Annotated in this window: 28 protein-coding genes and 1 tRNA gene; 5 read left to right on the forward strand and 24 right to left on the reverse strand. The window is 41.9% G+C overall.

Translation table 11 applies throughout. From position 1 onward, the window contains the following. Positions 1 to 7: 7 nt before the first annotated feature. The 5 genes from modB to OFN98_RS04985 are packed head-to-tail and all read right to left on the reverse strand — an operon-like array spanning position 8 to position 3,521. The gene (gene modB / locus OFN98_RS04965) at positions 8 to 694 is read right to left on the reverse strand and encodes a molybdate ABC transporter permease subunit (protein WP_442868116.1); all 687 of its coding nucleotides are present in this window, start codon (positions 692 to 694) and stop codon (positions 8 to 10) included. After that, a complete protein-coding gene (locus tag OFN98_RS04970; RefSeq protein WP_270874261.1) occupies positions 690 to 1,553 on the reverse strand; it encodes an ABC transporter ATP-binding protein in 864 nt (287 codons plus the stop codon). The genes modB and OFN98_RS04970 overlap by 5 nt, the downstream gene beginning before the upstream one ends. Then, positions 1,546 to 1,929, reverse strand: a complete 384-nt coding sequence (locus tag OFN98_RS04975; protein WP_270874262.1) for a hypothetical protein — start codon at positions 1,927 to 1,929, stop codon at positions 1,546 to 1,548. The genes OFN98_RS04970 and OFN98_RS04975 overlap by 8 nt, the downstream gene beginning before the upstream one ends. After that, entirely contained in the window at positions 1,926 to 2,693 is a 768-nt protein-coding gene (gene modA, locus OFN98_RS04980) for a molybdate ABC transporter substrate-binding protein (protein WP_270874263.1), read from the reverse strand. Before modA ends, OFN98_RS04975 begins: the two co-directional genes overlap by 4 nt. Before the next feature lie 51 nt (positions 2,694 to 2,744). Further along, positions 2,745 to 3,521 carry a TOBE domain-containing protein gene (locus OFN98_RS04985; RefSeq protein WP_270874264.1) on the reverse strand — a complete coding sequence of 259 codons (777 nt, stop codon included), beginning with the start codon at positions 3,519 to 3,521 and terminating at the stop codon, positions 2,745 to 2,747. A gap of 186 nt (positions 3,522 to 3,707) precedes the next feature. Here OFN98_RS04985 and OFN98_RS04990 point away from each other — a divergent pair, with 186 nt between their 5' ends. The 4 genes from OFN98_RS04990 to OFN98_RS05005 all read left to right on the forward strand — a co-directional run bounded on the left by OFN98_RS04990 (position 3,708) and on the right by OFN98_RS05005 (position 7,640). Continuing rightward, the gene (locus OFN98_RS04990; protein ID WP_270874265.1) at positions 3,708 to 4,418 is read left to right on the forward strand and encodes an MlaA family lipoprotein; all 711 of its coding nucleotides are present in this window, start codon (positions 3,708 to 3,710) and stop codon (positions 4,416 to 4,418) included. Between the two features lie 2 nt (positions 4,419 to 4,420). Continuing rightward, positions 4,421 to 5,008, forward strand: coding sequence for a Tgt2/MlaC family protein (locus tag OFN98_RS04995; protein ID WP_270872121.1), 588 nt, complete (start codon positions 4,421 to 4,423; stop codon positions 5,006 to 5,008). A 3-nt stretch (positions 5,009 to 5,011) separates the two neighbouring features. After that, positions 5,012 to 7,504 (forward strand): efflux RND transporter permease subunit, encoded by a 2,493-nt coding sequence (locus tag OFN98_RS05000; protein ID WP_270874266.1) that lies wholly within the window; start codon positions 5,012 to 5,014, stop codon positions 7,502 to 7,504. Positions 7,505 to 7,542: 38 nt separating this feature from the next. Next, positions 7,543 to 7,640: transfer RNA gene (locus OFN98_RS05005), tRNA-Sec, on the forward strand. Positions 7,641 to 7,815: 175 nt separating this feature from the next. Here OFN98_RS05005 and trxB read toward each other — a convergent pair. The 18 genes from trxB to mqnP form a co-directional block, all read right to left on the reverse strand. After that, positions 7,816 to 8,757, reverse strand: coding sequence for a thioredoxin-disulfide reductase (trxB, locus tag OFN98_RS05010; protein WP_270874267.1), 942 nt, complete (start codon positions 8,755 to 8,757; stop codon positions 7,816 to 7,818). Between the two features lie 81 nt (positions 8,758 to 8,838). Then, complete coding sequence (gene trxA / locus OFN98_RS05015) at positions 8,839 to 9,156, reverse strand: thioredoxin (RefSeq protein WP_270862210.1); 318 nt, start codon at positions 9,154 to 9,156, stop codon at positions 8,839 to 8,841. Between the two features lie 78 nt (positions 9,157 to 9,234). Continuing rightward, entirely contained in the window at positions 9,235 to 9,573 is a 339-nt protein-coding gene (locus tag OFN98_RS05020; protein WP_270874268.1) for a YraN family protein, read from the reverse strand. Then, positions 9,573 to 10,838, reverse strand: coding sequence for a homoserine dehydrogenase (locus tag OFN98_RS05025; protein WP_270874269.1), 1,266 nt, complete (start codon positions 10,836 to 10,838; stop codon positions 9,573 to 9,575). Before OFN98_RS05025 ends, OFN98_RS05020 begins: the two co-directional genes overlap by 1 nt. Next, positions 10,835 to 12,046, reverse strand: coding sequence for an LL-diaminopimelate aminotransferase (locus tag OFN98_RS05030; RefSeq protein WP_270862213.1), 1,212 nt, complete (start codon positions 12,044 to 12,046; stop codon positions 10,835 to 10,837). The genes OFN98_RS05025 and OFN98_RS05030 overlap by 4 nt, the downstream gene beginning before the upstream one ends. A gap of 1 nt (position 12,047) precedes the next feature. After that, positions 12,048 to 12,803, reverse strand: a complete 756-nt coding sequence (locus tag OFN98_RS05035) for a hypothetical protein (RefSeq protein WP_270874270.1) — start codon at positions 12,801 to 12,803, stop codon at positions 12,048 to 12,050. Continuing rightward, on the reverse strand, positions 12,797 to 13,747 hold the full coding sequence (locus tag OFN98_RS05040; RefSeq protein ID WP_270874271.1) for a helix-turn-helix domain-containing protein: 951 nt from the start codon (positions 13,745 to 13,747) through the stop codon (positions 12,797 to 12,799). The genes OFN98_RS05035 and OFN98_RS05040 overlap by 7 nt, the downstream gene beginning before the upstream one ends. Next, entirely contained in the window at positions 13,740 to 14,420 is a 681-nt protein-coding gene (rlmB, locus tag OFN98_RS05045) for a 23S rRNA (guanosine(2251)-2'-O)-methyltransferase RlmB (protein ID WP_270874272.1), read from the reverse strand. Before rlmB ends, OFN98_RS05040 begins: the two co-directional genes overlap by 8 nt. A 35-nt stretch (positions 14,421 to 14,455) precedes the next feature. After that, positions 14,456 to 15,271 carry a 16S rRNA (cytidine(1402)-2'-O)-methyltransferase gene (gene rsmI, locus OFN98_RS05050; RefSeq protein ID WP_270874273.1) on the reverse strand — a complete coding sequence of 272 codons (816 nt, stop codon included), beginning with the start codon at positions 15,269 to 15,271 and terminating at the stop codon, positions 14,456 to 14,458. Next, positions 15,272 to 15,472: a 50S ribosomal protein L31 gene (rpmE, locus tag OFN98_RS05055; protein WP_270858428.1), complete on the reverse strand. Its 201-nt coding sequence runs from the start codon at positions 15,470 to 15,472 to the stop codon at positions 15,272 to 15,274. Between the two features lie 71 nt (positions 15,473 to 15,543). Further along, positions 15,544 to 16,200 carry a 16S rRNA (uracil(1498)-N(3))-methyltransferase gene (locus OFN98_RS05060; protein WP_270874274.1) on the reverse strand — a complete coding sequence of 219 codons (657 nt, stop codon included), beginning with the start codon at positions 16,198 to 16,200 and terminating at the stop codon, positions 15,544 to 15,546. Next, the gene (locus OFN98_RS05065) at positions 16,200 to 16,697 is read right to left on the reverse strand and encodes a hypothetical protein (RefSeq protein ID WP_270874275.1); all 498 of its coding nucleotides are present in this window, start codon (positions 16,695 to 16,697) and stop codon (positions 16,200 to 16,202) included. Before OFN98_RS05065 ends, OFN98_RS05060 begins: the two co-directional genes overlap by 1 nt. After that, entirely contained in the window at positions 16,697 to 16,882 is a 186-nt protein-coding gene (locus OFN98_RS05070; protein WP_270858431.1) for a hypothetical protein, read from the reverse strand. Before OFN98_RS05070 ends, OFN98_RS05065 begins: the two co-directional genes overlap by 1 nt. After that, positions 16,882 to 17,463 (reverse strand): 6-pyruvoyl trahydropterin synthase family protein, encoded by a 582-nt coding sequence (locus OFN98_RS05075; protein ID WP_270862221.1) that lies wholly within the window; start codon positions 17,461 to 17,463, stop codon positions 16,882 to 16,884. Before OFN98_RS05075 ends, OFN98_RS05070 begins: the two co-directional genes overlap by 1 nt. Next, entirely contained in the window at positions 17,460 to 18,209 is a 750-nt protein-coding gene (locus tag OFN98_RS05080) for a 7-carboxy-7-deazaguanine synthase QueE (protein ID WP_270874476.1), read from the reverse strand. The genes OFN98_RS05075 and OFN98_RS05080 overlap by 4 nt, the downstream gene beginning before the upstream one ends. A gap of 2 nt (positions 18,210 to 18,211) precedes the next feature. After that, on the reverse strand, positions 18,212 to 19,177 hold the full coding sequence (gene moaA / locus OFN98_RS05085; RefSeq protein ID WP_270865852.1) for a GTP 3',8-cyclase MoaA: 966 nt from the start codon (positions 19,175 to 19,177) through the stop codon (positions 18,212 to 18,214). A gap of 82 nt (positions 19,178 to 19,259) precedes the next feature. After that, positions 19,260 to 19,619, reverse strand: a complete 360-nt coding sequence (locus OFN98_RS05090) for a hypothetical protein (RefSeq protein WP_270862223.1) — start codon at positions 19,617 to 19,619, stop codon at positions 19,260 to 19,262. Between the two features lie 9 nt (positions 19,620 to 19,628). Continuing rightward, positions 19,629 to 20,498, reverse strand: coding sequence for a menaquinone biosynthesis prenyltransferase MqnP (gene mqnP / locus OFN98_RS05095; RefSeq protein WP_270872980.1), 870 nt, complete (start codon positions 20,496 to 20,498; stop codon positions 19,629 to 19,631). A gap of 127 nt (positions 20,499 to 20,625) precedes the next feature. On the opposite strand from mqnP, the gene miaA reads away from it, so the two are divergent. Further along, positions 20,626 to 21,504 (forward strand): tRNA (adenosine(37)-N6)-dimethylallyltransferase MiaA, encoded by an 879-nt coding sequence (miaA, locus tag OFN98_RS05100; RefSeq protein ID WP_270874477.1) that lies wholly within the window; start codon positions 20,626 to 20,628, stop codon positions 21,502 to 21,504. A 652-nt stretch (positions 21,505 to 22,156) separates the two neighbouring features. Here the strand turns inward: miaA and OFN98_RS05105 are convergent. Beyond that, a complete protein-coding gene (locus tag OFN98_RS05105) occupies positions 22,157 to 23,719 on the reverse strand; it encodes an inorganic phosphate transporter (RefSeq protein WP_270872113.1) in 1,563 nt (520 codons plus the stop codon). Positions 23,720 to 23,746 lie beyond the last annotated feature (27 nt).

A 23,746-nucleotide genomic window follows, 5' to 3' on the forward strand; every position in this document is an offset into this window, starting at 1 on the left:
AAAGTAATTAAAGTCTTATTTTATTTGACCTTTCACCCAAAAAATGCATAGCCAAAAGCACCAAAAAGCTAAAAATCAGCATAATCGCCGAGTATAAATGCGCGCTGGTAAAATCTAAAATTTCAGTCGCCTCATAAATCGCAATCGAAGCCACCTTAGTCTGTTCGCTCACAGAGCCTCCTATCATCAGCACCACGCCAAACTCTCCCATAGTGTGCGCGAAGCATATCACCACAGCGCTTATCAAGGACGGTTTCATCGCTGGTAGTAGCACCCTAAAAAGCGTAGCAAAAAACCCCTTACCTAGCGACCACGAAGCGTGGCGAAGCGAGGCTGGAAGCGAACGAAACCCGCTAAGCATGGGCGAAAACATAAATGGTAGAGAGTAAATACAGCTTGCAATCACCAAACCGCTGAAATTAAAGACAAATCGCACACCAAAATTTTCATCGAAAAATTTGCCAAGCGTCGAATACGGCGATAAAAACACAAGCAGATAAAATCCCAGCACGCTTGGGGGAAGCACGAGTGGAAGCGAAATGATGCTTTCAATCACGCTTTTGGCGCGAAACTCCCTATACGCCATAAAATATGCCAAAAACAGGCAAATCCAAAACAGAGTAAATGTCGTCACCACCGAGAGTTTAAGCGAAATCAAAAACGGCGTAAGGTCTAAATTTTGCAAAGCTTCAATCACTGTTTTCCTCGATTTTTTTCAAATTTATATTAAAGGCCTTTGCGCCCACGCTCACGCTATCGCCCACGCGCAAATCCCTAGCCTCGCTCACGCTTAAAACCACTTCGCAAAGTTGCGCCCCAACAGCGATTATAGCGATATTTACGCCACCTGCCTCGCGCAAAGCAACCACCTTGCCACGAAAGCTAAATTTTTGCGAACCGCTAGTTTGCAAGAAAATTTCACTTGGCGAGCCCTCGCGCACAAGGCTTCCATTTTTTAGCTCATACACACGCTCGCACAGCCTGTAAATCTCGCTGATATCATGGCTGACAAGGATAATTGTAGGGCGAAATTTCTCATGGATTTTTTTGAGATAGTCTTGGATTTTTTCACGGATTTTGTAATCCAGCGCCGATAATGGCTCATCAAGTAGCAAAATTTCTGGGCTTTGCATGAGCGCACGAGCCAGTGCCACGCGCTGTTTTTGTCCGCCAGAGAGCTGCGAAATAGCGAAATTTGCGTATTTTTCAAGCTCTAAAAATTTTAGCATTTCGCCTGCTTTTTGCAAATCTTTTTTGGCAAAAAGCAGATTTTCTATCACGCTCATATTCTCAAAAAGCGCGTAGTCTTGGAACAAAAAGCCGATTTTTCGCTGCTTAGCGTGCATAAATTTTCGCCCATTATCTAGCGTGATTTCGCCGTTTGTAATCGCCCCATTATCTATTTTCATAAAGCCAGCAAGTAGCCTTAAAATCGTGGTTTTACCAGATCCACTAGCCCCATACAGACAGACAAAGGCGCCCTTTTTTATCTCTAAATTCACACTGATTTTAAAATTTTCGTTTAGCCGTTTTTCACAATCAATCTTAATCATAAATTTTCTCTATAAAAATCGCGCTTGCATTTGCGTAAATGTAAATTTCATCGCCCACGCAAAGCCCTAAATTTCGCACACTCTGCGTGGTTGCGATAATGTCAAATTCTAAATTTTGCCCGCTTTTACAAAAACTTAAATTTGATAAAATTTCGCCAAATTTAATATCTGAAATCTCGGCACAAATTTCATTTTCTGCTGAAATTTCGCATTTTTTGCGCGCCAATACTGCCTGCGTCGCTTTAAAGCCAATTTCTACGCCCGATCCCACACTAATGGGCTTTGGGAGTTCTAAAAAAACTCCACAAAGCCTGTGAGAGAAAAGAATTTTATAAATTCCCTCGCTCGCTAAAATTTGCTCTACCCTAACTCTCAAAACTCATATCCGTATTTGGCGAAAATTTCCTTGCCCTTATCGCTTAAAATAAAGTCATAAAATGCCTTTGCTTCGGCGTTATTTTCGGCTTTTTTGAGTATTACCATGCCTTGTGCAATCGGCTCGTAAAGCGAGCTAGGCACCAGCACGAAATGTTTGCCCTCCTCGCACGGCGCGCCTGCGCAACCGCCCTCTTTCATTTTTGGTGCATACATCGCACTAGCTGCGATAAATCCCACATCAGCGGCACTTAGCGCCTGAGTTAGGGCTTCGCCGATTGATTTAGCCTCGACGATTTTTCCTTTTACGCTATCAAAAATCCCAGCTTTTTGCATAGCATTTACGCTGGCTGTGCCGTAAGGGGCTGTTTTTGGGTTTGCGATAGAAATTGTTTTTACCTTTTCGTCTTTTAGCGCGTCAAGGCCTTTCCCTAGATCCACGCCACGCACGCTAAACATCGCTACTTTACCCTTGGCGTAAGTTTGCGCCTTTGCTGTAGCAAAACCAGCCTCAAACAAATCATCGGCAAATTTCATATCAGCCGCCATAAAAATGTCAAATGGCGCGCCGTTTTTGATCTGCGTATTAAACGCACCACTTGCACCAAGGCTCACATTTAGCTTAGTATCTGGGTTTAGCTTTTCAAACTCAGACTTAATCTCGTCAAAAGCGTAAGTCGTATTCGCAGCCGCTGCGATAGATACCTCGCCCGCATTTAACGCACCGCATAACGCAAGAGCGCAAAGTAAAAATTTGTGTTTCATAAATTCTCCTTAAAAAAAATGGATTTTAAATTTTAAAATTTATCGCTCAAATCACACGCCGATAATGATATCATCGGGCTCGATACAAGCGCATACCTCATCGCCCACGCCCAAATTTAGCTCATTTGCGCTTTTGCGCGCGATTACGGCGATTATGTTTTGATGACCTGCGGTATCAAGGCAAATTTGAGCGTTTTTAATGCCGATTTTGACATCACTGATTTTGCATTTCACGCCGTTACACTCGCCCAAATTTTCGCCTTTTAAAATTTTCACACTTGGGGCTTTGAAAATTAGCAAAACCTCTTTGCCAGGCCTTAATTCTAGGTTTTTTTCACTTTCTATTGTGATTTGCGCGTCTAACTTCTCGCCGCCTGAAAGCGTGAGCGTGATTATGCTATCGACTGCGCCTCTGCTAATCTCGCTAATAGCGGCGTTTAATTGATTTCTGGCTGAGAGTTTTATGCCGATTCTTTCAAGTCCGATTAAATTTTCATCGCTGATATCATCGGCCTTTAAAATTTGCTCCAAAAAGCTATCGCCGACCCTACTGATGATATCATACGAGCGAATTAGGCTTTTAGCGTAGTCAGTAAGCTCCGAGCCACTATTTTTTTTCGAGCCTTGCGCACGAGAAATCAGAGGCTTTTTGCTGGCGTTGTTTATCAAATTTAGGCTATCCCAGCAGTTTTTGTAGCTAATGCCGATTTTTTGGGCGGCTTTGGTGATTGATTTAGTCTCATCGACAGCTTTTAGCAGGGCGATATGGCGTGAAATCAGCGTCGTATCCTTGCTAAGATAAAGTTCTAGCGCAAATTTAGCGTTCATAAATTTTCCTTTTTATTTCATTTACTTTTTGTGATTTTATCTGTATAAAATAATATATTTAAAAAGCTTAAAAATACCTTTTTATGGGATTTTATTTCATTATTTTAATTTTAATTTCACACATAGACAAAAATTTACTTAAATTTTGTAAAATCGTCCTTTCGATTAAATTTAAAAGGATAAGGGTTGAAATTTCATAGAGCTTTTTTATGCGCTGTTGCGTGTAGCTGTGCGCTGTATGCTACCGATACTAGCGCTGAGATTGATGAGTTTGACGCCGAGTATAGTCAAAAGGAAGTTTTCGATCCGCTAAGTGGCTATAACCGCGTAATGACAGGCTTTAACGATGTGTTTTACCGCTATTTGGTGACACCTGTGGCCACAGGCTATGATTATGTCATGCCAGATCCGATTCAAGGGGCGTTTGCGAACTTTTTCCACAATCTAATGTATCCAATGCGCCTGACAAACAACCTTTTACAGGGCAAATTCGAAAACTCATGGGACGAGACAAAGAGATTTTTGATAAACACCACAATCGGTTTTGGTGGGCTTAGCGACGCAGCGACTTTGCATTTTAACATACCGCGCCACGATGAGGATTTCGGGCAGACGCTAGGATACTGGGGCGTGCCAGCAGGACCGCATATCGTCTGGCCGATACTAGGGTCTAGCAACCTACGCGATACTTTCGGGCTTGTGGGCGATTTTTTCACCAATCCGGTAAATTATATCGACGATAGCACCGTGAGTATGTCGGTAAATGCGTTTAGGATTTTTAACGATTACTCTCGCGATCCTGAATTTTACGAGAAAATGACAAGCGGGGCTGTGGATTTATACCCATTTTTACGCGATGCTTATAAGCAAAGCAGAGAACAAAAAATAAAGGAATAAAAATGAAATTTTTTAAAATTTTAACTTTGGCGTTTTTGCTTTTTAGTTTTTCACACGCTATTAGCGACGCTGATATCGAGCCAGTAATGAGCCAAAAGGTCGCCACAGCAGTTTCGATTATGAGGGACGGCGCGCTCGCAAAGGACGCTAAACCAGCCAAAATTTTCGCTCTATTTGATGAGTATTTCGACTATAAACAAATGGCAAAACTATCCCTTGCCAAGCATTATGCGAACCTTTCAGACGCCCAAATTGCCGAGTTTAACAAAGCTTACGAGGCGCATTTGAAACGCTCATTTATCGATAAACTCTCGCTTTATACCGACCAAGATATGAAAATTTTAAGCAAAGAAGCTCCAAGCGAAAAAAGACGGGTGCTAAAAACACAAATCATCGGCGAGGATAAAAACTACGCAATAGATTTTAAATTTTTCCCAACCGGGAGCGATTGGCGCATTTACGATGTCGATATCGTGGGCGTTAGCCTAATCCAAACCTACCGCTCACAATTTGGCGATGTCGCGCAAAATTTAGGCTTTGACGAGTTATTAAAACGCCTTAATGCGACCGTAATCGAAAGTGGCAAATAACGCTTGAAACGCATTTTTCGCTTAATTGTCAAATTTCCAAAGAGCGTTTTAGCTATATTTAGCGCTCTTGCGCTCTTTTTTGGTTATTTTTGCACTCACCTACAAATCGACGCTTCTAGCCAAACCCTGCTTTTAGAAAACGACAAGGATTTAGAGATTTGGCGCGAAGTTAGCGCAAGGTATGCTACGCCGAATTTTTTCGTCGTGGCATACACGCCCTCGCAAGACTTGCTAAGCAAACAAACACTTGAAAATATAGCAGAACTTAACGCCAAATTTAGCGCGCTAGATTTCGTTGATAGCGTGGTGGATTTGGGAAATGTGCCACTTTTATTAAACAAAAAGGGCGATTTAAGCGAGCTTTTAAAGCATATCCCCACGCTAAAAGACGCAGATATCGACCTAGCCGCTGCTAAGCGTGAGCTACTAACCAGCCCATTTTACGCTTCAAATTTAGTCAGCGCGGATTTTGGCACGACTGGAATTTTGATAAATTTAAAACCAGAGAAAAAATATGAAGAGCTACTTCGTGCGCGAGATAGTGCGAAAAACGCCCTAAATTTGGCAAAAAAATCAAATTTGGCGAATTCCGAAATTTCAAATTTAAAGCAAAATTTAAAACTTGCCGAGCAAAATTTCAAAGCTTACAGAGATGAACTTCGTATCAAAGACCACGAAAATTTACAAAACCTTCGAGCCATAATCGCCGAATTTTCTAGCGCGCACCCTAGCGAGCGGCTGTTTTTGGGCGGTATAAATATGATAGCCGATGATATGATAAGCTATGTCAGAAATGACCTTAGCACTTATGGTGTGGGCGCGCTGGTGCTCTTGCTAGCGTGCTTTTGGCTGTTTTTTAGGCAGGCGAAATTCATCGTGCTTCCGCTTATAATTTGCCTTTATTCAGTGGCGATTAGTAGCGGACTTTTCGGGCTTTTGGGCTTTGAAATCACCGTAATTAGCTCAAATTTCATCGCCCTTGTGCTAATCATCACGGTTTCAGTATGTATCCACCTAATCGTAGCTTACCGCGAATACAGCGCCAGATTTCCTAGCTTTTCGCAACGCCAGCTAGTATATGCGGTCTTGCGCGAGCGGGCTAGGCCATGCTTTTTTGCGATTTTTACTACGATTGTGGGATTTATGTCGCTAATCTTTTGCGATATTAAGCCTGTAATTTCGCTAGGAATTATGATGAGCGTGGGAATTGCGTGCTCGCTAGTCGTGGTGTTTTGCCTCTTTGGCGCGGTGATGAGCATATCTAGGCGCACGCACAATAATCGCAGTTTTGAGAAGCAGTTTCGCTTCACCCATTTTTGTGCGAATTTAGCCCTAAATCACAGAGGCAAAATTTACGCAGTTTGCGCGCTAGCTGTTTTGGCTGGGATTTTTGGGATTAGCAAATTGCGTGTGGAAAACAGCTTCATCGGATATTTTAAGGAAAATACCCCGATTTATGCCGGTATGGAGGTCATCGACACCAAGCTTGGCGGCACGATTCCACTTGATATCGTAATAAAATTCCCAAAATTGCAGAGCGCACCAAGCGAGGAAATGGACGAATTCGAGGCAGAATACGCCGCGAACGAAAACGACCCAAAATACTGGTTTAGCTCCCAAAAAATGCGAATTATCAACAAAACTCACGCATTTTTAAAAGACCAAAACATTAGCGATCACAAATTTATCGGGCAAGTAAGCTCTCTTAGCTCGCTTTTGCAGGTCGGGCGCGAGATAAACTCTGGCGAGGAGCTAGATGATTTAATGCTAGCCCTGATTTACTCCGAACTGCCTGAAAACTACCGAGAAATGGTGCTTTCGCCCTATGTTAGCATAGAAGAAAATGAGGCGCATTTTAGCGTTCGCACGATTGATAGCGATCCAAATTTGCGCAGAAATGAATTTTTGCAAAATTTGCAAAATGATTTAGATAAATTGCTCGCAAATGACGGCGTAAGCGCGCAGGTAAGCGGTATAATGGTGCTTTATAACAACATGCTCCAAACCCTAATGAGCTCGCAAATCGGCACGCTTGGCATTACGGTCGGGGTTTTGTTTGTGCTGTTTTGCTTGATTTTCCGCTCACTAAGCTACGCATTTATCGCGATTGTGGTAAATCTAATCCCGCTTTGCGTATGCTTTGGGATAATGGGGATTTTGGGCATTCCGCTAGATATTATGAGTATTACGATTGCCGCGATTAGTATCGGTATCGGCGTAGATGATGTCATACACTATCTATTTCGCTTCCGACGCGAGTTCGCGCGCACGCAAGATAGCGCAGAGGCAATCCGCGCAAGCCACGCTAGTATCGGGTATGCGATGTATTATACTTCGTTTGCGATAATTCTGGGATTTAGCGTTATGATGATAAGCAATTTTTGGCCGACGATTTATTTTGGGCTTTTAATCTGCCTTGTAATGGCACTTTTGTTGCTTGGCGCGCTCATAATCCTGCCTTCACTCTTAATGAGCAAAGCTAGATTAAAAATTTAATCTAAAATCAAATTTAGCCTGCTATAATGGCGAGTTTTGGAGAGGATGATGACCTGGTGGCGTCTGCGGACTTCAAATCCGATAAGAGGGCGGTTGACCGCTTTCTGGGGGGTTCGATTCCCTCACTCTCTCGCCAAAGTTTAAATTTCAAAATTTCAAATTCTTAGCGCAAAATTTTCTAAAATTCACAATTCTGCAAATTTTATACGAATTTAAAATTTAAACTTAGTATTTTTGAAAAATTTTAAATTTACATAAACCCCAACCACAAAGCGTGGCTGGGGTTTAGGATTTAAGAATTTAGAATTTGATTAATTTGAGTGTTCTAGATATGAAATCACGCCAAGGGCGGCTGTCGCGCCGTCTGCGGCTGCGCAAACGACCTGTTTTGGCGCATCTATGCGCAAATCACCTGCCGCAAAAAGACCAGGCAGGCTTGTTTGCATTTTTAGATTTACCACGACCTTGCCCTCGTCGTTCATATTGCAGATAAAATCCCCGTTTTCGTCCCTTAACGCGCTGTTTCGCACATCAAGCCCCACGAAGGTAAAAATCCCAGGCAGGCTCAATTCTCTTTTTGCGCCTGTGTTTTTATCGCTAACGACGATGCCCGTTACTCCGCTATTATCGCCTTTAATCTCATCGACAATAGCATTTGTGATAAGCTCGATTTTCTCGTTATTTTTGACCTTTTCGACCGTCGTCGGAGCAGCGCGGAAGCCGTCTCTTCTGTGGATTAGATAGACTTTCGAGCAGATATTTGCTAGATACAGCGCCTCTTCGAGCGCAGTATTTCCACCGCCAAGGACGGCTACTTCTTTGTTTTTATAAAAAAATCCGTCGCAAGTAGCGCATGTGCTGACCCCGCGTCCGAAAAACTCGTCCTCGCCCTTGACCCCTGCTCTGCGAGGTTTCGAGCCTGTGGCTACGATTACAGCCTTGGCACGAGCGGTTTTACCACCCTCTAAAAATATACTAAATGCGCCGTCTTCGTCCTTTTTGATACGCTCGACGCTTATCATTTCGTGTTTGAGCCCGAAGCGAAAGCACTGCTCCTGCCATGGCGCCATGAAACTCATGCCGTCCATCACGGTCGCTACACCAGGGTAATTTTCCATTTCGGAGCTACTTGTGATTTGGCCTCCTGGCATACCCATTTCATACATTACGACATTTTTAAGTCCGCCCCTTGTGGCGTAAAGTCCCGCACTTAGCCCAGCTGGACCGCCACCGATGATTGCTAAATCTAACATTTTTTCTCCTTTGTTTTATTTTTTAATCAAATTTAGGGCTAAATTTCAGTGAAAAATAAAAAGGGCTTTCGCCCTTAAATTTTAAAGTAATGAGTTGATTTTATCAGTGATTACTTGTTTTGATTGCGCGCCGATTAGTTGAGCTGCAACTTCGCCGTTTTTGAAAAATAGCATAGTTGGGATCGAGCGAACGCCAAATTCTACCGCCAAATCTTGCGCTTCATCGGTATTTACCTTGCAAATTTTAGCTTTGCCCTCAAACTCGTTTGCTAGCTCGTCGATGACAGGGGCAATCATACGGCATGGTCCGCACCATGGAGCCCAGAAATCAACTAACGCAACGCCCTCGCCTACTACATCTTTGAAATTTGCAGATGTAAGTTCGATATATTTTCCCATAAATTCTCCTTTAAATAAATTTGGTTGAAAATCGGACTATTATAGTTTTACAATATTAATGAAAGGTAAAAATTTGGGTTATAATGAAATATTATTGATAAAATTTATCCGTTGCGGATAAATTTCAATTAAATCAATCTGCCAATCATCGCAAATTTCGTTTGTCAAAATGTAATAATCAATCGCCTTTAAAATTTTGCTCATCTTTGCAGGCGTTACACGGCTAGCAGCGCAGTAATCGCCACTAGTCGCCTTAACCTCGATAAAGTGCAAAATTTCATCTTTGCTCGCGATAATATCAATCTCACCAAATCGCGAGTGAAAATTTCGTGCAATTATCTTAAATTTGTTATCCTCTAACCACTGCGCAGCCCTATCCTCGGCAGAAAATCCAAAGAGATAATTTCTTAGCCCCATTACTCTTCGATTCTAATCATAAATGGTCGCTGTATGATAAACTCCTGCGCGTCTAGCTCGCCCATAGCGCGCTTGACATCGGCCTCTAAGCTCGTGTGAGTGGTGAAAAACAGCGTCACGCACTCTTCGGTTTTTTGCTTTGGTTTTTGCAAAAAGCTATCAATTGAGAGGTTATTTTCGCTTAATATATTTGTGATTTTAGCCAAAACGCCCTTTTCGTCTTTGACACGAATTCGCAAATAATACTTCGTGCGAATTTCACTCATAGGCGAAATCACAAAATCATTTTCAAGCTCTTTTTTATAGCCTAAAATCGGGCTTTTGTTACCGCGAGCGATATCGATTAAATCGCTTATAACTGCACTTGCCGTAGCCCTACCACCAGCTCCTGGGCCATAAAACATACTCTCGCTCATACAATCCCCAAAAACGCTCACGCCGTTCATCGCCCCACCGACCTTAGAAAGCATTGCGTTTTGCGGGATTAGGGCTGGATGGACACGAAGCTCGACACGGCTTTCGTCAATGCGCTTTGCAATCGCCAAAAGCTTGATTACATACTCAAATTCATGCGCAAAATATATATCTTCTTTGCTAATCCTATCAATACCTTTAATCAAAATATCCTCAGGCCTACCCTGCGCCCCATAAGCAATGCTAGCTAAGATTAGCAGTTTGTGTGCTGCGTCAAATCCGCCTATATCGAAGGTTGGATCAGCCTCAGCGTAACCTAGCTCTTGCGCCTTTTTTAGCGCGTCTTCGAAATTTTCGTTTTTTTGCATCATATTTGTGAGGATATAATTGCTAGTGCCGTTTAATATACCGATGATTTTTTCGATTTTATTCGCACTTAAACCCTCGCGCAAAGCTTTGATTATCGGAATTCCACCAGCTACACTAGCTTCGTAACCAAAAGGCGTGGAGCCGGCTAAATTTTCAAGCTCATATCTATGATAAGCCAAAAGTGCCTTATTTGCGGTAACGACAGCCTTTTTGCGTTTTAAAATTTCACTAACTATCTCATAAGGCTTTTCGACCCCGCCCATGAGTTCGACAAAAACATCGATATCATCGCGGTTTATGACTGAATTTAAATCATCGCTTAGCGGGATTTTGGTAGTGCGTTTTTTGCTTAGATCTCGCACCACGCCGATAACTGGCTCGATTTTAACCCCAGCGCGCGCAGTGATTAGCTTTTCGTTTTCGATGAGTATGTTTGCTACCTCGTTACCGACGGTTCCGACGCCTAAAATCGCTACTCTCATTTGACCTCTTTAAGATATTTTTTGATATTTCGCGCTGCTTGGCGGATTCTATTTTCGTTTTCGATAAAGGCAATTCGCACATAATCATCTCCCGCACTTCCAAAGCCAATTCCTGGGCTAACAGCCACGCAAGCCTGTGTTAGAAGCTGTTTTGAAAACTCCATGCTCTTTAATCCAGCGCATTGTGGAGGGAGTTTCGCCCATGCAAACATGCTAGCTTGTGGGGTCGCGATCTCCCAGCCTGCGTTGCCAAAGGCTTCTAGCAAGACATCTCTTCGTTTTTGGTAAGTCGCCCTTATCTCGTCAATGCACTCTTGTGGCCCATCAAGCGCGATTGTAGCGGCGACTTGGACTGGGGTAAACATACCATAATCAAACCACGATTTTATCTTTTTAAGCGCGGCAACTAGGCGTTTGTTTCCGCACACAAAACCCACGCGCCAACCAGCCATATTGTAAGTTTTCGATAGCGTGTATGCCTCGACTGCGACATCTTTGGCACCATCGACTTCAAAGATACTTGGAGTTTTGTATCCATCAAAGCTAATCTCAGCGTAAGCGATATCGCTGATGATATAAAATCTCTCTTTTTTTGCCATTGCTACAAGACGCTCATAAAAGCTCTTTTCGACGGTTACGGTTGTTGGATTGTGTGGGAAATTTACCACGACATATTTTGGTCTAGGAATACTCTCATCAAATGTTTTTTGAAGTTCGATGAAAAATTTATTCTCGTCAAATTCCAAAGTTTGCGTATCATAAGGCAAAGGGATTTTCACCACATTTCCGCCTGCGATAATGAAGGCTTGTGTATGGATCGGATAGGCAGGATCTGGGACTACGGCCACATCGCCGGGGTTGATTATCGCGCTTGTTAAATGCACAAAACCCTCTTTCGAGCCCATTGTCGCGACGATTTCGCTATCTGGATCAAGCATGACGCCGTATTTGCGCTTATACCAGTTAGCACATGCCAAGCGAAGCTTGTAAATGCCCTGACTTACGCTATATCCGTGAGTTTTGTCCTTTTGCGCGCTTTCGCAAAGCTTGTCGATGATATGCTGTGGCGTGCGGCCGTCTGGGTTACCCATAGAAAAGTCGATTATATCATCGCCCTTGTGGCGTGCTGCCATTTTAATCGCATTGACCTCAGCAAAAACATAATTAGGCAATCGCTCGATTTTGCCAAATCTAATCTCGTCAAACATCTCATCCTCCTATAAGTTTGATTTCTAAGCCTTGTTTGATATTTTCCCCAGCAAATGCGTCGCAAAGGTGCATATAATGCGCATTTGGCGGGAATTTAATCTCCAACTCTTTTACTTTTGCCTCACTGATTTTGTTTGAAATTTCGTCTAAATTTTTGTCATAAAAGGCTATGTTTGGATACCAAACCTGCGCGCCTTTGGTTTTAATAACTGCTTTTTTGGTGTTTGCGATATTTATAAAATAGCTACTTTTTAGCTCGTTTTGTTCTTTGTTTGTGAGTAAATTCATACTCTCAAAATTTAGGCGAAACAGCATTACATCGCCTAAAATCATAAAATCCTCGACATAAATTTTATGCTTTTTAAGCTCTGCGTAAATCGCGCCTGGATCGATTATACGGTTTGTGCGCAACAGTATGCTTCTTAGCTTTTCGCCCTCGTCTAAATTTAGAAAAGCTAAATTTTTGTAATTCTCTAAATTTAGCCTGTCAAAGACCAAATTTAGCGGTTTTAAAAGAAATTTTGAATTTTGCTTTGTAAGAAATTTTATCTCAATCCCACGCGCCCTATCACTTGGAGTGAAATTTAAAATTTGGTTTTTTTCTAAAATTTTGCTTATCTTTGCAAGGTCAGCAAAGCCGTTTTTATCGCTCAAATCTTCACTTGCGTTGATATCGTAACGCGCCAAAATTTCGCTAGGGCTCGCACAAAAAGCCAACCCCAAACAAAACGCGAGCGCGAAAACGATTTTTACCACTTTTTGCCCTTATTTAGCCGAATAAACTCTTCGTTTGAAATTTTGTTTATTTCGCCGTTTTTGATGTGAAGTTTGATTGTGTTTTTCTCGCTAAATTTCACTGGATCGCCCGGTTTTCCTATATCAAACATACCGTGCCCAGTAGCGATCAAAAGCTCGTCGCTCGCACTTAGCGTATAGCTTTCGGTTGTGACAAATTCTCGTTTTTTGCCAGTAGTTAAATTTATTATTCCTAGCCAAATTTTAACATGCGGTGTGAGTTTAAGCTCGTCGCTTGGGCTAAATTTCGCGCTTGTGTTATTATCGCTAGCATTGCTATCGCTTGCGTTTGCGTCGCTTGCATTAGCCTCTGCTTTGATGATTTGTATGCTTCGATCTAGCGCATTTGGCGCACTTGCGTTGTAATCGCTGGCGCTATAAGCACTAGCGTTAAATTCCAATGCGCGTGGCGATTCATAAGGCTTAATGCCTACATTTTCTAGCTGTTTTTGCGTATCGCTAACCACGCTATTATCGGAGTATGTGGCGTTAGTTTCTTCATTTAGCATGGAGCCTAAAAATTCGTTAAATTTCTTATGAAGCTCGAAATAAAAAATCGCAGCGATTATCAAAAATATCGCCACTAGCCATATTATCCAGCCTCCACCCTCTCTTTTGCTACCACTTGCACGCGCATAGACCTTTTCGACATGGGCTCTTTTGTTTGGTTCAAAACTAGCCTTTGCAGCCCTAAACTCGCTCAACCACTCGCTCAAATCCAGCCCAAATTCGCGCTCTAAAATTTTGATATATCCAGCGACATTAAAATTCGCAAGTTTTTGAAAATCTTTATCTAAAATCGCTTTTAAATTTTCCACTTCGATATGCGTTGCATTGGCGACCTCGCCTAAATCCATGCCTCGCAAACGCTCTAAATCTAAATCTTTTTTTTCCTTCTCATCCATTTAAAATCCTATCACAAAGTATCGCAAAAGCAGCGCTTACATTTAGTGAATCCCAACCCTCGCGCATTTTGATCGATACTTTTTTATCGCATTTTTTAAGCACTTTTGCAGGGATTCCAAAACCCTCATTTCCCATGACAAGCGCCCTTTTTTTGGCAAATTTAAGCTCTTTGAAATTCTCTCCGTCCGCACTAGCGGCGCAGATTTCAAACCCAGATTGTTTTAGCTCGTTTAATGCACCTAGCCCATCAGCGAGCCTAACTACATTTAGCTCATAGGCTGCGCCCGAACTAGCCCTTAAAATGCCTTCGATATTTAGATTATTTGCGACAATTATCACGCTATTTGCGCCCAAAGCGTAAGCCGTGCGCATAATCGCGCCGATGTTTCCTACATCGGTCAGCCCGTATAAAACGACCAAAAATTCATCGTTTTTCGCACTCGCAAACTCAGCGAATTCAAACTCGCTAACCTCGGCTAAAAAACCTTGATGATTGCCACCATGCGCCAAAGCTTGGGCTTTTTTGCTATCTACGCGCTCGACTTTGACGCCAGTGCGCGCAATCCGGCGAAAAATATCGCTCTCGCACTCCTTGGCAAGCATAATGCGAACAAATTTTTCGCTATGGTGTTCTAAAATATGTAAAAATAATTGTTTTCCGTAAATAATCATTTTGCGATTTTAGCAAAAAATGGTTAAGAGATGCCTTATTTTATCAAATCGTTGTAGATTTCTTTGACAGATTTTCCGGTGATTTTGGCAAGCAATTTTGCCTTGATTTTGGGCGAAATTTCAAGGCTTTTGATGTCGTTTTCGCTGATTTTTTCGAAATTTGCCTCTTTTGCACCAGCTACCACCACAGCCCACTCGCCGTTTAAATTCGCGGTTTTTAGAGTGAGGGCTAGTTCTTTTGCGCTGCCAAAAAATTTGGTTTCAAACTTTTTACTCGCCTCTTTTATGGCGAAAATTTGGCGATTTTCGTCTAAATTTTCGATACCGCAAACAAGGCTTAAAATCCGCTTTGGCGATTCGTAAATCACGCATGGATAGGGGTTTTTAAGCATGTTTTCTATGGCGATTTTGCGCTCTTTGCCGGTATTTGGCAAAAAGCCTAAAAAGCAAAATTCCTTTTCCACTATCCCACTAGCCGCGACTGCTAGCAAAAGCGCGTTTGCCCCACTTAAAATTTCGTATTCGATGCTGTTATTTTGGGCAAATTTCACAAGCGCAATCCCTGGATCGCTAATGCAAGGCATGCCAGCGTCGCTTAAAAATGCACAATTTTTTTTGGTGAAATTTGAGGTGTCAAATTTGGCGAAAAATTCGCTTTCGTTGTGCGTGTGAAGCGAATAAAACTCTTTTGGAGTGAAATTTATCTGATATTTTTCGCTAAGTAAGTTTAGAAGTTTTTTACTAAATCTTGTGTCCTCGCAGATAAAAATCTCGCATTTGGTGAGTATTTCAAGGGCATGGGTTGAAATGTCAGCGAGATTTCCTATCGGCGTAGGAACGAAATAAAGCAATTATTTCATTCCATATTTTTGTTTGAATTTCTCAACACGACCCGCGCTATCTACGATTTTTTCGCTACCTGTGAAAAATGGGTGGCAGTTTGAGCAGATATCTACACGGATTTCTTCTTTGTTTGAGCGTGTTTTAAAAGTGTTGCCACAAGCGCAAGTTACGGTTGTTTCAACATAATTTGGGTGAATATCTTTTTTCATTTTAACTCCTTGCAAATTTTAAAAGGTTGCGATTATACAATAAAATTTTTAAAAAATCAAATTTGACTTTTTTAGAAAATAAGCCTTGCGCAAGCAGTCATTATCGCGGTGTTTGAGCGCAAAATATATGGTAAATTTAGCTCGTAAGATTTGCTAAATTTTTTGCGTTCGTTTTCGGAAAATCCACCCTCGGGACCTATAAAAGGAATTTCATTTTTATCAAAAATCTCCAAACTTTTGCCCTCAAAATCAATCAAAACCGAATTTGGATATTTAACCAAAAGCTCGTCCGAGCTAGCTAAAATTTCAAGCTCTATGATAGAATTTCGCCCGCACTGACACGACGAATTTATCAAAATTCGCCCCATGCGCTCCAAATCCAGCCTAACATTTTTTTGCGAAAAATCGCTATAAACAAAAATGATTTTTGCCACGCCCATTTCATTTAGGCTAGGAAGCGTTTTTTCGATCACGCTTGGCTCGACCACCGCCCAAGCAAGGCAAAATTCGTGCTTTGGAGAGATAACGGAGTTTTTAAAAACCAAATTCGCTATCGCGGTTTTGCGCGAAATTTCAGTGATTTCATAGATATAGTTGCTTTCATCGCGCAAATTTCTAAAATCCACTCTATCGCCCACGCTAAGGCGTCTAGCGCGCAAATGTGAAAAATTTTCGCCCGAAATTTCCAAAATTTCGCTTCCTGCGTTTTTGTCATAAAAAAATACCATTATATAAAACTCACTATCAAAATTATCGCAAAAATTGCGCCCAAAATTTTAGCTATTTGCGCACGGTAAATTTCAAATTTTTGCCCCAAAAATGCGCGTTTAAGGCGTTTGTATCCCACCGCGCACAGCCCCATTATGCACACTGCGCCCACGCACATTAGCCCCACACTCACGCTCACGCTAGCCATTACTGGCAACATTACAGCCCCAGTTGTTACAATCGCCGCCAAAACAGCGTAATACACGGGCAAAAATTTGCGAATTCTAGCTAAATATTTTCGCCCATTAAAAAGCTTTTTGCGCGCTTTTATCCCCCTTAAATTTCGCAAAGCAGGAAATTTCACGACGCCGTTTTTCACAGCTGAATTTAAAGTGTAAAATTTAATGTTTTTATCGATTTTAAGGCGCGTTAGAGCAAAATAAATAATCGTAAGCGCGCCAAAGACAAAGGCGAAAAATTTATGAAAGCCTAGCGCGCTAGCAAACATATACTCCATTACTCTACCACTGGTTCTGGCGGGAGTTGCGGGTTGATTTGCGGGAGCGGGTCAGGGTTTGCGATGCTCACATCACTAGGCACCTCGCTAGATACAGGCGGCTTTTCTAGCACCTTTTCTTCCTCCTCTTTGCACCCCGTAAAAAGTGCTAAAACCGCAAAAATACCCAAAATTTTCGCTCTCATTAGCAATCCTTTTCGTAGCTAAATTTCACACCATTTACGAGCTTTTCAAACATTTTTTTATCTCTCCACTCAGCCATTACGCCTGGGGAAAATTTAATCTCTTCTAGCTCAATTTTGCCCATATTTTCGTTATCAGCGTCTTCTTCGAAGCACTGCGCATAGCCCGTGGAGGTCTCATGCACGATGACGCTATGAAGCCTTACTTCGCGCTCGCCGTTTTTCATTTCGCTTAGTTCTAAAAGTCTGCGAATTAAGATAAAAAATATTCTCGCAAACTGCTCCGCACTCGCATTTTGCGGAATCTCTATCCAGCGCGCGCTGTATTTTTTCAAATCGTTTTTGTATTCGTCGCTCTCGCCAGAAAATATCGTCGTAGCATGGTCGAAACTATCGATTAAATCCCTAATCCCAAGCTTCATATAGCCAAAATCATAGACCATGCCAGCATTATCAAGGTAATTCGAGCTAAGCAAAACCTCGCATTTATACGAGTGCCCATGGATACTCTGCCTGCACCTTTGCGACCCGCAAAAGCGCACTATATGGGCGTTTTCGAACTCATACATTTTTCTGATTATCATACACTTTCCTTATCGTTCCAAATTCTAATATGCGCTCTATCGGAGTAATTATAACCATTTTTTATGCAAAATTTAGCGACAAATTCTGCGTTTTGCTCCAACTCCGCCTTGTTTGCGCCAAGGGGCATACAAAAAACCTCGTTATCACACTCTGCTAAAATTTCGCAAATTTCAGCTTTGGCGTCAAATTCAGGCGAAATTACAAATTTATAAAAGCTATCTTTTGCATTTTTTTTAATCGCTTTTAAAGCCTCGAAATTTAGCCGTTTTTCGCGCAGTTCAAGCGAATTTGAGAGTTTTGGCGAAATAGCAAAAACGCAATCTTTGTAAAACGCAAATTTTTCAAAATCAATTAAAATCGTGCCGTTTGTTTCGAAATGCACCTCGAAATTTAACCTTTGTAAATTTTGGATAAATTCGATAAAAATTTCGTTTTTGTGGTGCAAAAGTGGCTCTCCGCCGGTGATGACGATTATGGGCTTTTGTGAATTTGCATTTAAAATTTCGCTAGAAATTTTTCCTATCAAATACTGTGCCGAAACTACTTCTTCACTCTCAAAATGCCCCGTCTGCACCGCGCGAATCGTATCGCACCCAACCAAAATTTCGCCAGTTTTAGGGGATCGAGCGCTCACGCCAAATCCAGCGCATTTTAGATTGCACCCCGCAAAGCGCATAAACAGCGCAAGTCTGCCTGAGTATTTGCCCTCGCCTTGGATACTTAAAAAGCTCTCTACTAGGCGCAATCTCAACCACCGGTTTGGTAAAATGCGCGGCTTGAAATTTCGTTTTGAGCGCCGATTTCCCAGCGATTTTTTTCTGGTTTGTTTTCTAAGACTTGGGCTAAAATTTCGCTAGCTTTTGCGATGTCGCCGGCGCGCACAGCCTCTTTTATGCTTAGGGCGTCCTCGAAATACAAACACGGTATCAAATGCCCCTCTGCGCTAAGTCTTAGCCTATTACAACTAGCGCAAAAATCGTGTTTGTGCGGATCAATTATGCCAAAAGTGTAGCCGTCATCTAACGCATAAAGTGAAGCTGGGGAAGTGGCTTGCTTTTGAAGCGGTGAAATTTGGTATTTTTCACCGATAATTTTTAAAATTTCATTTGATTTCACACCCTTTAAATTTTGCGCGTGAGTATTTTCCATAAACTCTATGAAACGAATTTGCACCCCTTTTTCTCTGGCAAATTCGATTAAATGGCAAATTTCATCATCGTTAATCCCGCGCAAAACGACGGTGTTTAATTTGACTTTCAGCCCCACTTCCAGCGCTGCTTCAAGCCCTTCTAAGACATTGTATAAAACGCCCTTTTGAGCGATATATTTGGCGCGCTCTGGGCGAAGTGAGTCAAGCGACATATTTATGCGTTTTAGCCCAGCGTCCGCTAAATCTTTGGCATAATTTTTGAGATAATATCCGTTTGTGGTAAGGGCTAAATCAATACTTGGCGCATAATCGCTTATCATTTTGACAAATTTTGCGATATCGCGCCTGATTAGTGGCTCGCCGCCTGTGATACGGATCTTTTCTATGCCTTTATCAATTGCAACCTTAACGAAGCTAAACATCTCCTCAAAGCTTAGAAGATTTTCCCTAGGCACCCACTCAAATGGGGTGTTTGGCATGCAGTAACGGCACCTGAAATTGCACTTTTGAGTAACTGAAATTCGCAAATAATTAATATTTCTACCAAATTTGTCGATTAGCATTATAAACCTTAAATTTCTAAATTTCAGCGATTATATATAAATAAAATTCTTTTTGCAAAATTTTATTTTTATATTGATTGGTTTATTTTTTCACGCTTACAAGTAGCTCTTTTAACTGCTCTAAAAGCGGGCGGATTTGCGCCTCGACCCTAGTATCGACCAAAGCTGAAACCCCGCTTAGTCTTTGCTCTATCACCTCATCGATAACATCAGCAACTGCGTTGATATCTAGGCTGGCTACGCCATTGCCTCCATTTTCAACCATAGCGTGAAGCTCTTCGAGCTTTTTCTTTAACATATAGTTTTCTTGCATGCTATCGGTGATGACCTGATCGAAGCGTTCGAATTTTTTATCTGTCTGTTTGTCCTTGATAAACATAACGATTAAAATCAAAACTATAACTACACAAAGTCCCAAAATAATAAGCATATTTAGATCCACTTTATCTCCTTAAAACAAACTTATCCAAACAAATATAAAGAATATAATACCCAAATATCCGTTTAAAGTAAAAAACGCTCTATCGATTTTGCTAAAATCTTTTTCGACGATTTTATGTTCTTTGTATAAAATCAGCGCACACACAGCCACGCCGATATAGGCAAATGTGCCTAAATTTGCCAGCGCACAGTATAAAAACCAAAAAATCACACAAATTGCGTGAAAAAGCTTCGAAATAAACATCGAAGCCTCTTTGCCATAACGCGACGGTATGCTAAATAGCCCATTTTGCCTGTCATACTCCATATCTTGGAGCGAGTAGAGCACATCAAATCCCCCTACCCAAAACACCACGCCCAGACACAGCACCACAGACCAAATCGAAATCGCGCCTGTTACTGCGATATTTCCAGCAATCGGCGCAAGGCCTAGGCAAAGACCTAGCATTAAATGCGCAGTTTCGCTAAATCGCTTGAAATACGAATACGAGCCAAGCGCGAGCAAAATCGGCACGCTAAGCCCAAAGGCAAGGCTATTGATAAAATAGGCTACAACCACGAAAATCACGGCATTTAGCGCGATGAAAGCTAGCATATTTTTACGCCCTATGCGCCCATCGACACTAGGTCTTGAAGCGCAACGAGGGTTGTTTCGGTCGATTTCTTCGTCCAAATAGCGATTTACGGCCATTGCGAAGCTTCTAGCACTCACAGCGCACAAAATACCCAAAACAAAAAGTCCAAAGCCAAACCACATTGAGCCGTTTTGCGCCTTTGAGGCTGTTATCATCGCCACGAAAATAAACGGCAGGGCAAAAACCGAGTGTTTGAAAACTATTAATTCGTTGATATCTTTTAAAATTTGTTTAAATTTTTCCATAAATTCCCTTATTTCGGGCGGTATTTTAGCAAAAATTTGGCAAAAAATCTATTTATAATTAAATTTTTCTATCTTAAATTTGCTAAAATTAGCCCCAAAATTTAATTAAAGGCAAAATTTGAGCGAAATTTTACAACTTGCACTCATCGGCACGACAGCCAGCGGAAAGACGGATTTAGCGCACAAAATCGCCCTAAAAACAGGCGCTGTGATTTTAAGCCTCGACGCACTTTGTGTCTATAAGCTAATCGACATCGCTAGCGCAAAACCTAGCAAAGACGAGCTAGCGCAGGTGCCGTATTTTGGGATAAATTTAATAGAACCAAACGAATATTTTAGCGTGGGCGAGTTTATCAAAGAATACGAAAAAGCGCGCGAATTCGCCACGCAATCGCAAATTCCACTCATCATCACAGGCGGAAGCGGATTTTACCTAAAATCCATGCTCTCAGGCCTTGCACCCAAAATCCAAGACGCTCAAATTTTCCCGCAAAATAGCGAAATTTTCGCGCTTGCGCAAAAAATTGATAGTAAGTTTTGCGCCAAATTTAGCGCATTTGATACATTTAGACTGCGCAAATGGTATAGCATTTATGTCGCTACAAAGGAAATTCCAAGCGAATTTTTGCGCAAAAATACTGCCCAGCCTGTGATAAAAAATCTCAAAATTTTTGAAATTTTGCGCGAAAAGGACGAAATCAACGAGCGAATTGCGCTTCGAACCAAAAAAATGTTTGAAGCGGGAATTTTAGATGAGGCGAAATTTTTGTTTGAGCGATATGGATATGAGTGCAAATCCCTATCCTGCGTGGGTTTGAAGGAGTGTGGGGAGTATTTGCGGGGCGAGATTTCAAGGGCTAGTTGCGAGGAACTCATCACAATACACACGCGCCAGCTCGCCAAACGCCAGCGCACATTTAACAAATCGCAGTTTGAGGGCAAAATACACGCCCCAAGCGAAATTTTAGAGAGAGAAATTTTAGAATTTTTGGGTAAAAACGGCTAAATTTAGCATCAAATCTGTCATTGTAAAAAATGTGGCGCAAGCTATGAGTGTAAAATTTTAAGTGTGCAAATTCCGTGTCATTGCGAGGCGTGATAACGCCGAAGCAATCCAGTAAATTACCATTGAATTTTAAAATTTTACTCCAATAATACTGCGCCGAAATTTTAAATTTGAAAAATTTTAAAATTTAAACTCGATGAAATTTTACTGGATTGCTTCGTCGCGTCGCTTCTCGCAATGACAAATTTGGCAAAATTTACGCGCAATTTGTCATTGCGAGAAATGCGAAGCATTTCCGTAAAATAAAATCAGCTAAATTTAGAAAAACTCCGTTTTTCTAAATTTAGCCACCTTGTAAAGCGTCGTCGGGGGTTGGGGGATTGTAAGGGGGAAGGGGCGCGACCTCGCAATTCAAGCCCCCTTCCCCCTTACGAGAAAAGCAAAATTTTGCCTAAATTTTAAAAAAAAATCGTTCAATGCTAAATTTAGGTTGAATTTTTAATTTGAATTTTCTGGATTGCTTCGAATTTGCTACGCAAATTCTCGCAATGACAGAGAGTTTAGCGTTTTGGTGGTTTTTGCTCGTAGATTGTCACGGCGACTGCGTCGCCTCGCAATGACAAATCATGCGCCATTGCGATAAATGCAAATCTTAAATCACATGCCTTAAAACTATAAACATCACCGCGGCTAAAAGCGATGAGGCAGGAAGTGTGATAATCCACGCTAGCCCTATTGGTTTCATCAAAGACCAGTTTGTGTTGCCATTGACCACGCCGATTCCCAAAATCGCGCCGATTAGCACATGCGTCGATGAAATCGGAAGCCCTAGCACGGAGGCTACCATGACTACGATTGCGCTGGCTAGCTCTGCGCTAAAACCAGAGGCAGGGTGTATCTCGGTCAGATTCGTCCCCACGGTGGCGATTACCTCTTTTCCTACAAACCAAAGCCCCACGATAAGCGCCACGGCGAACATTACCATGATTTGCGGCGGCACAGGGCTATCGCCGTTAATCGAACCACTCGCAAGCGTATCAAGTATCGCAGCAAACGGCCCTACGGCGTTTGCGATATCGTTCGAACCGTGCGAAAAGGCAAATCCGCACGCTGTTAAGACCTGCAACCAGCTAAACATCAAAAATGTCGATTTATGCAGATCTGACCTGCGCAAAGTCTTGGCGAAAATAAACATCAAAAGCCAAGTTACCACCGTAACCATGCCGATAATTAGGTAGTTGTGAATATCGCTCAATCCTAAGTCTAAATTTTGAAGTCCTTTAAAAATCAGCATTGATGAGATTACAAACGCGCCAATCCCTGCCACGGCTGGAATTCCAAATTCTAGCGCTCTATGCGATTTTAAGCCCTCTTTTTTCCTATCCAAATTTACAATTTTTTTATAATAATCGCTATCTAGCTCGCTCGGATCGAAATCAGGGTCTTTCATAGCGTAGATATCGTGATTGACAGCCTCTGCGTAGGCGATTTTTTGGATATCATCGAGCGTTTCAAAAGTTTTTTTGTGTAGTTTGCGAAGTGCCTTTTTTTCGCGTTTTATGCGGTCAATGCGAATTTGCGCGTATTTGTTATAATCCAAAATATAGTGCTTAATCAGCCAAAACACCCCATACGAAATCAGCCCCCCAAGAAGTGGCGAGAGCACCCATGAGCTGGCGATTTTGCCGATTTTGCCCCATTGCACTAAGCCTAGGGCTGAAATTTCAGGATTATTCATCAAAAATCCAAGCGTTACGCCAGAACCCACAATTCCGCCTACAATCGCGTGTGTGGTCGAAACTGGAAGTCCGTGCTTGCTAGCGAAAAGTAGCCACGCCCCAGCCGCAAAAAGCGCACTCATCATAATATAAATAAAATCACTCGGGTGTATGTGAGAGCCACCAAAATCAATAATCCCGCTTCTAATCGACGCCGTAACCTCGCCACCAGCGATGATTGCGCCACTTGCTTCAAATACAGCCGCGATACAAAGAGCCTGCGTGATAGTCAGTGTCCCGCTTCCCACGCTTGTGCCAAAGCTATTTGCCACATCGTTTCCGCCGATGTTAAACGCCATGAAAACGCCCAAAAATACGGAGATTACGAAGATCAGTTTATTAGCATTTCCTATAAATCCAAAACCCCAAATAAAAAAATAAATCAGTGCGCCAAGAGTTATGCCGATTAAAAGGAGGTTGATTTTTTGTGTTTTCAAAATTTATCCCCAAAAATTTAAAAATAA

This window comes from Campylobacter sp. JMF_15 NE4, assembly GCF_027737645.1.
In the GTDB taxonomy this organism is placed as follows: domain Bacteria; phylum Campylobacterota; class Campylobacteria; order Campylobacterales; family Campylobacteraceae; genus Campylobacter_B.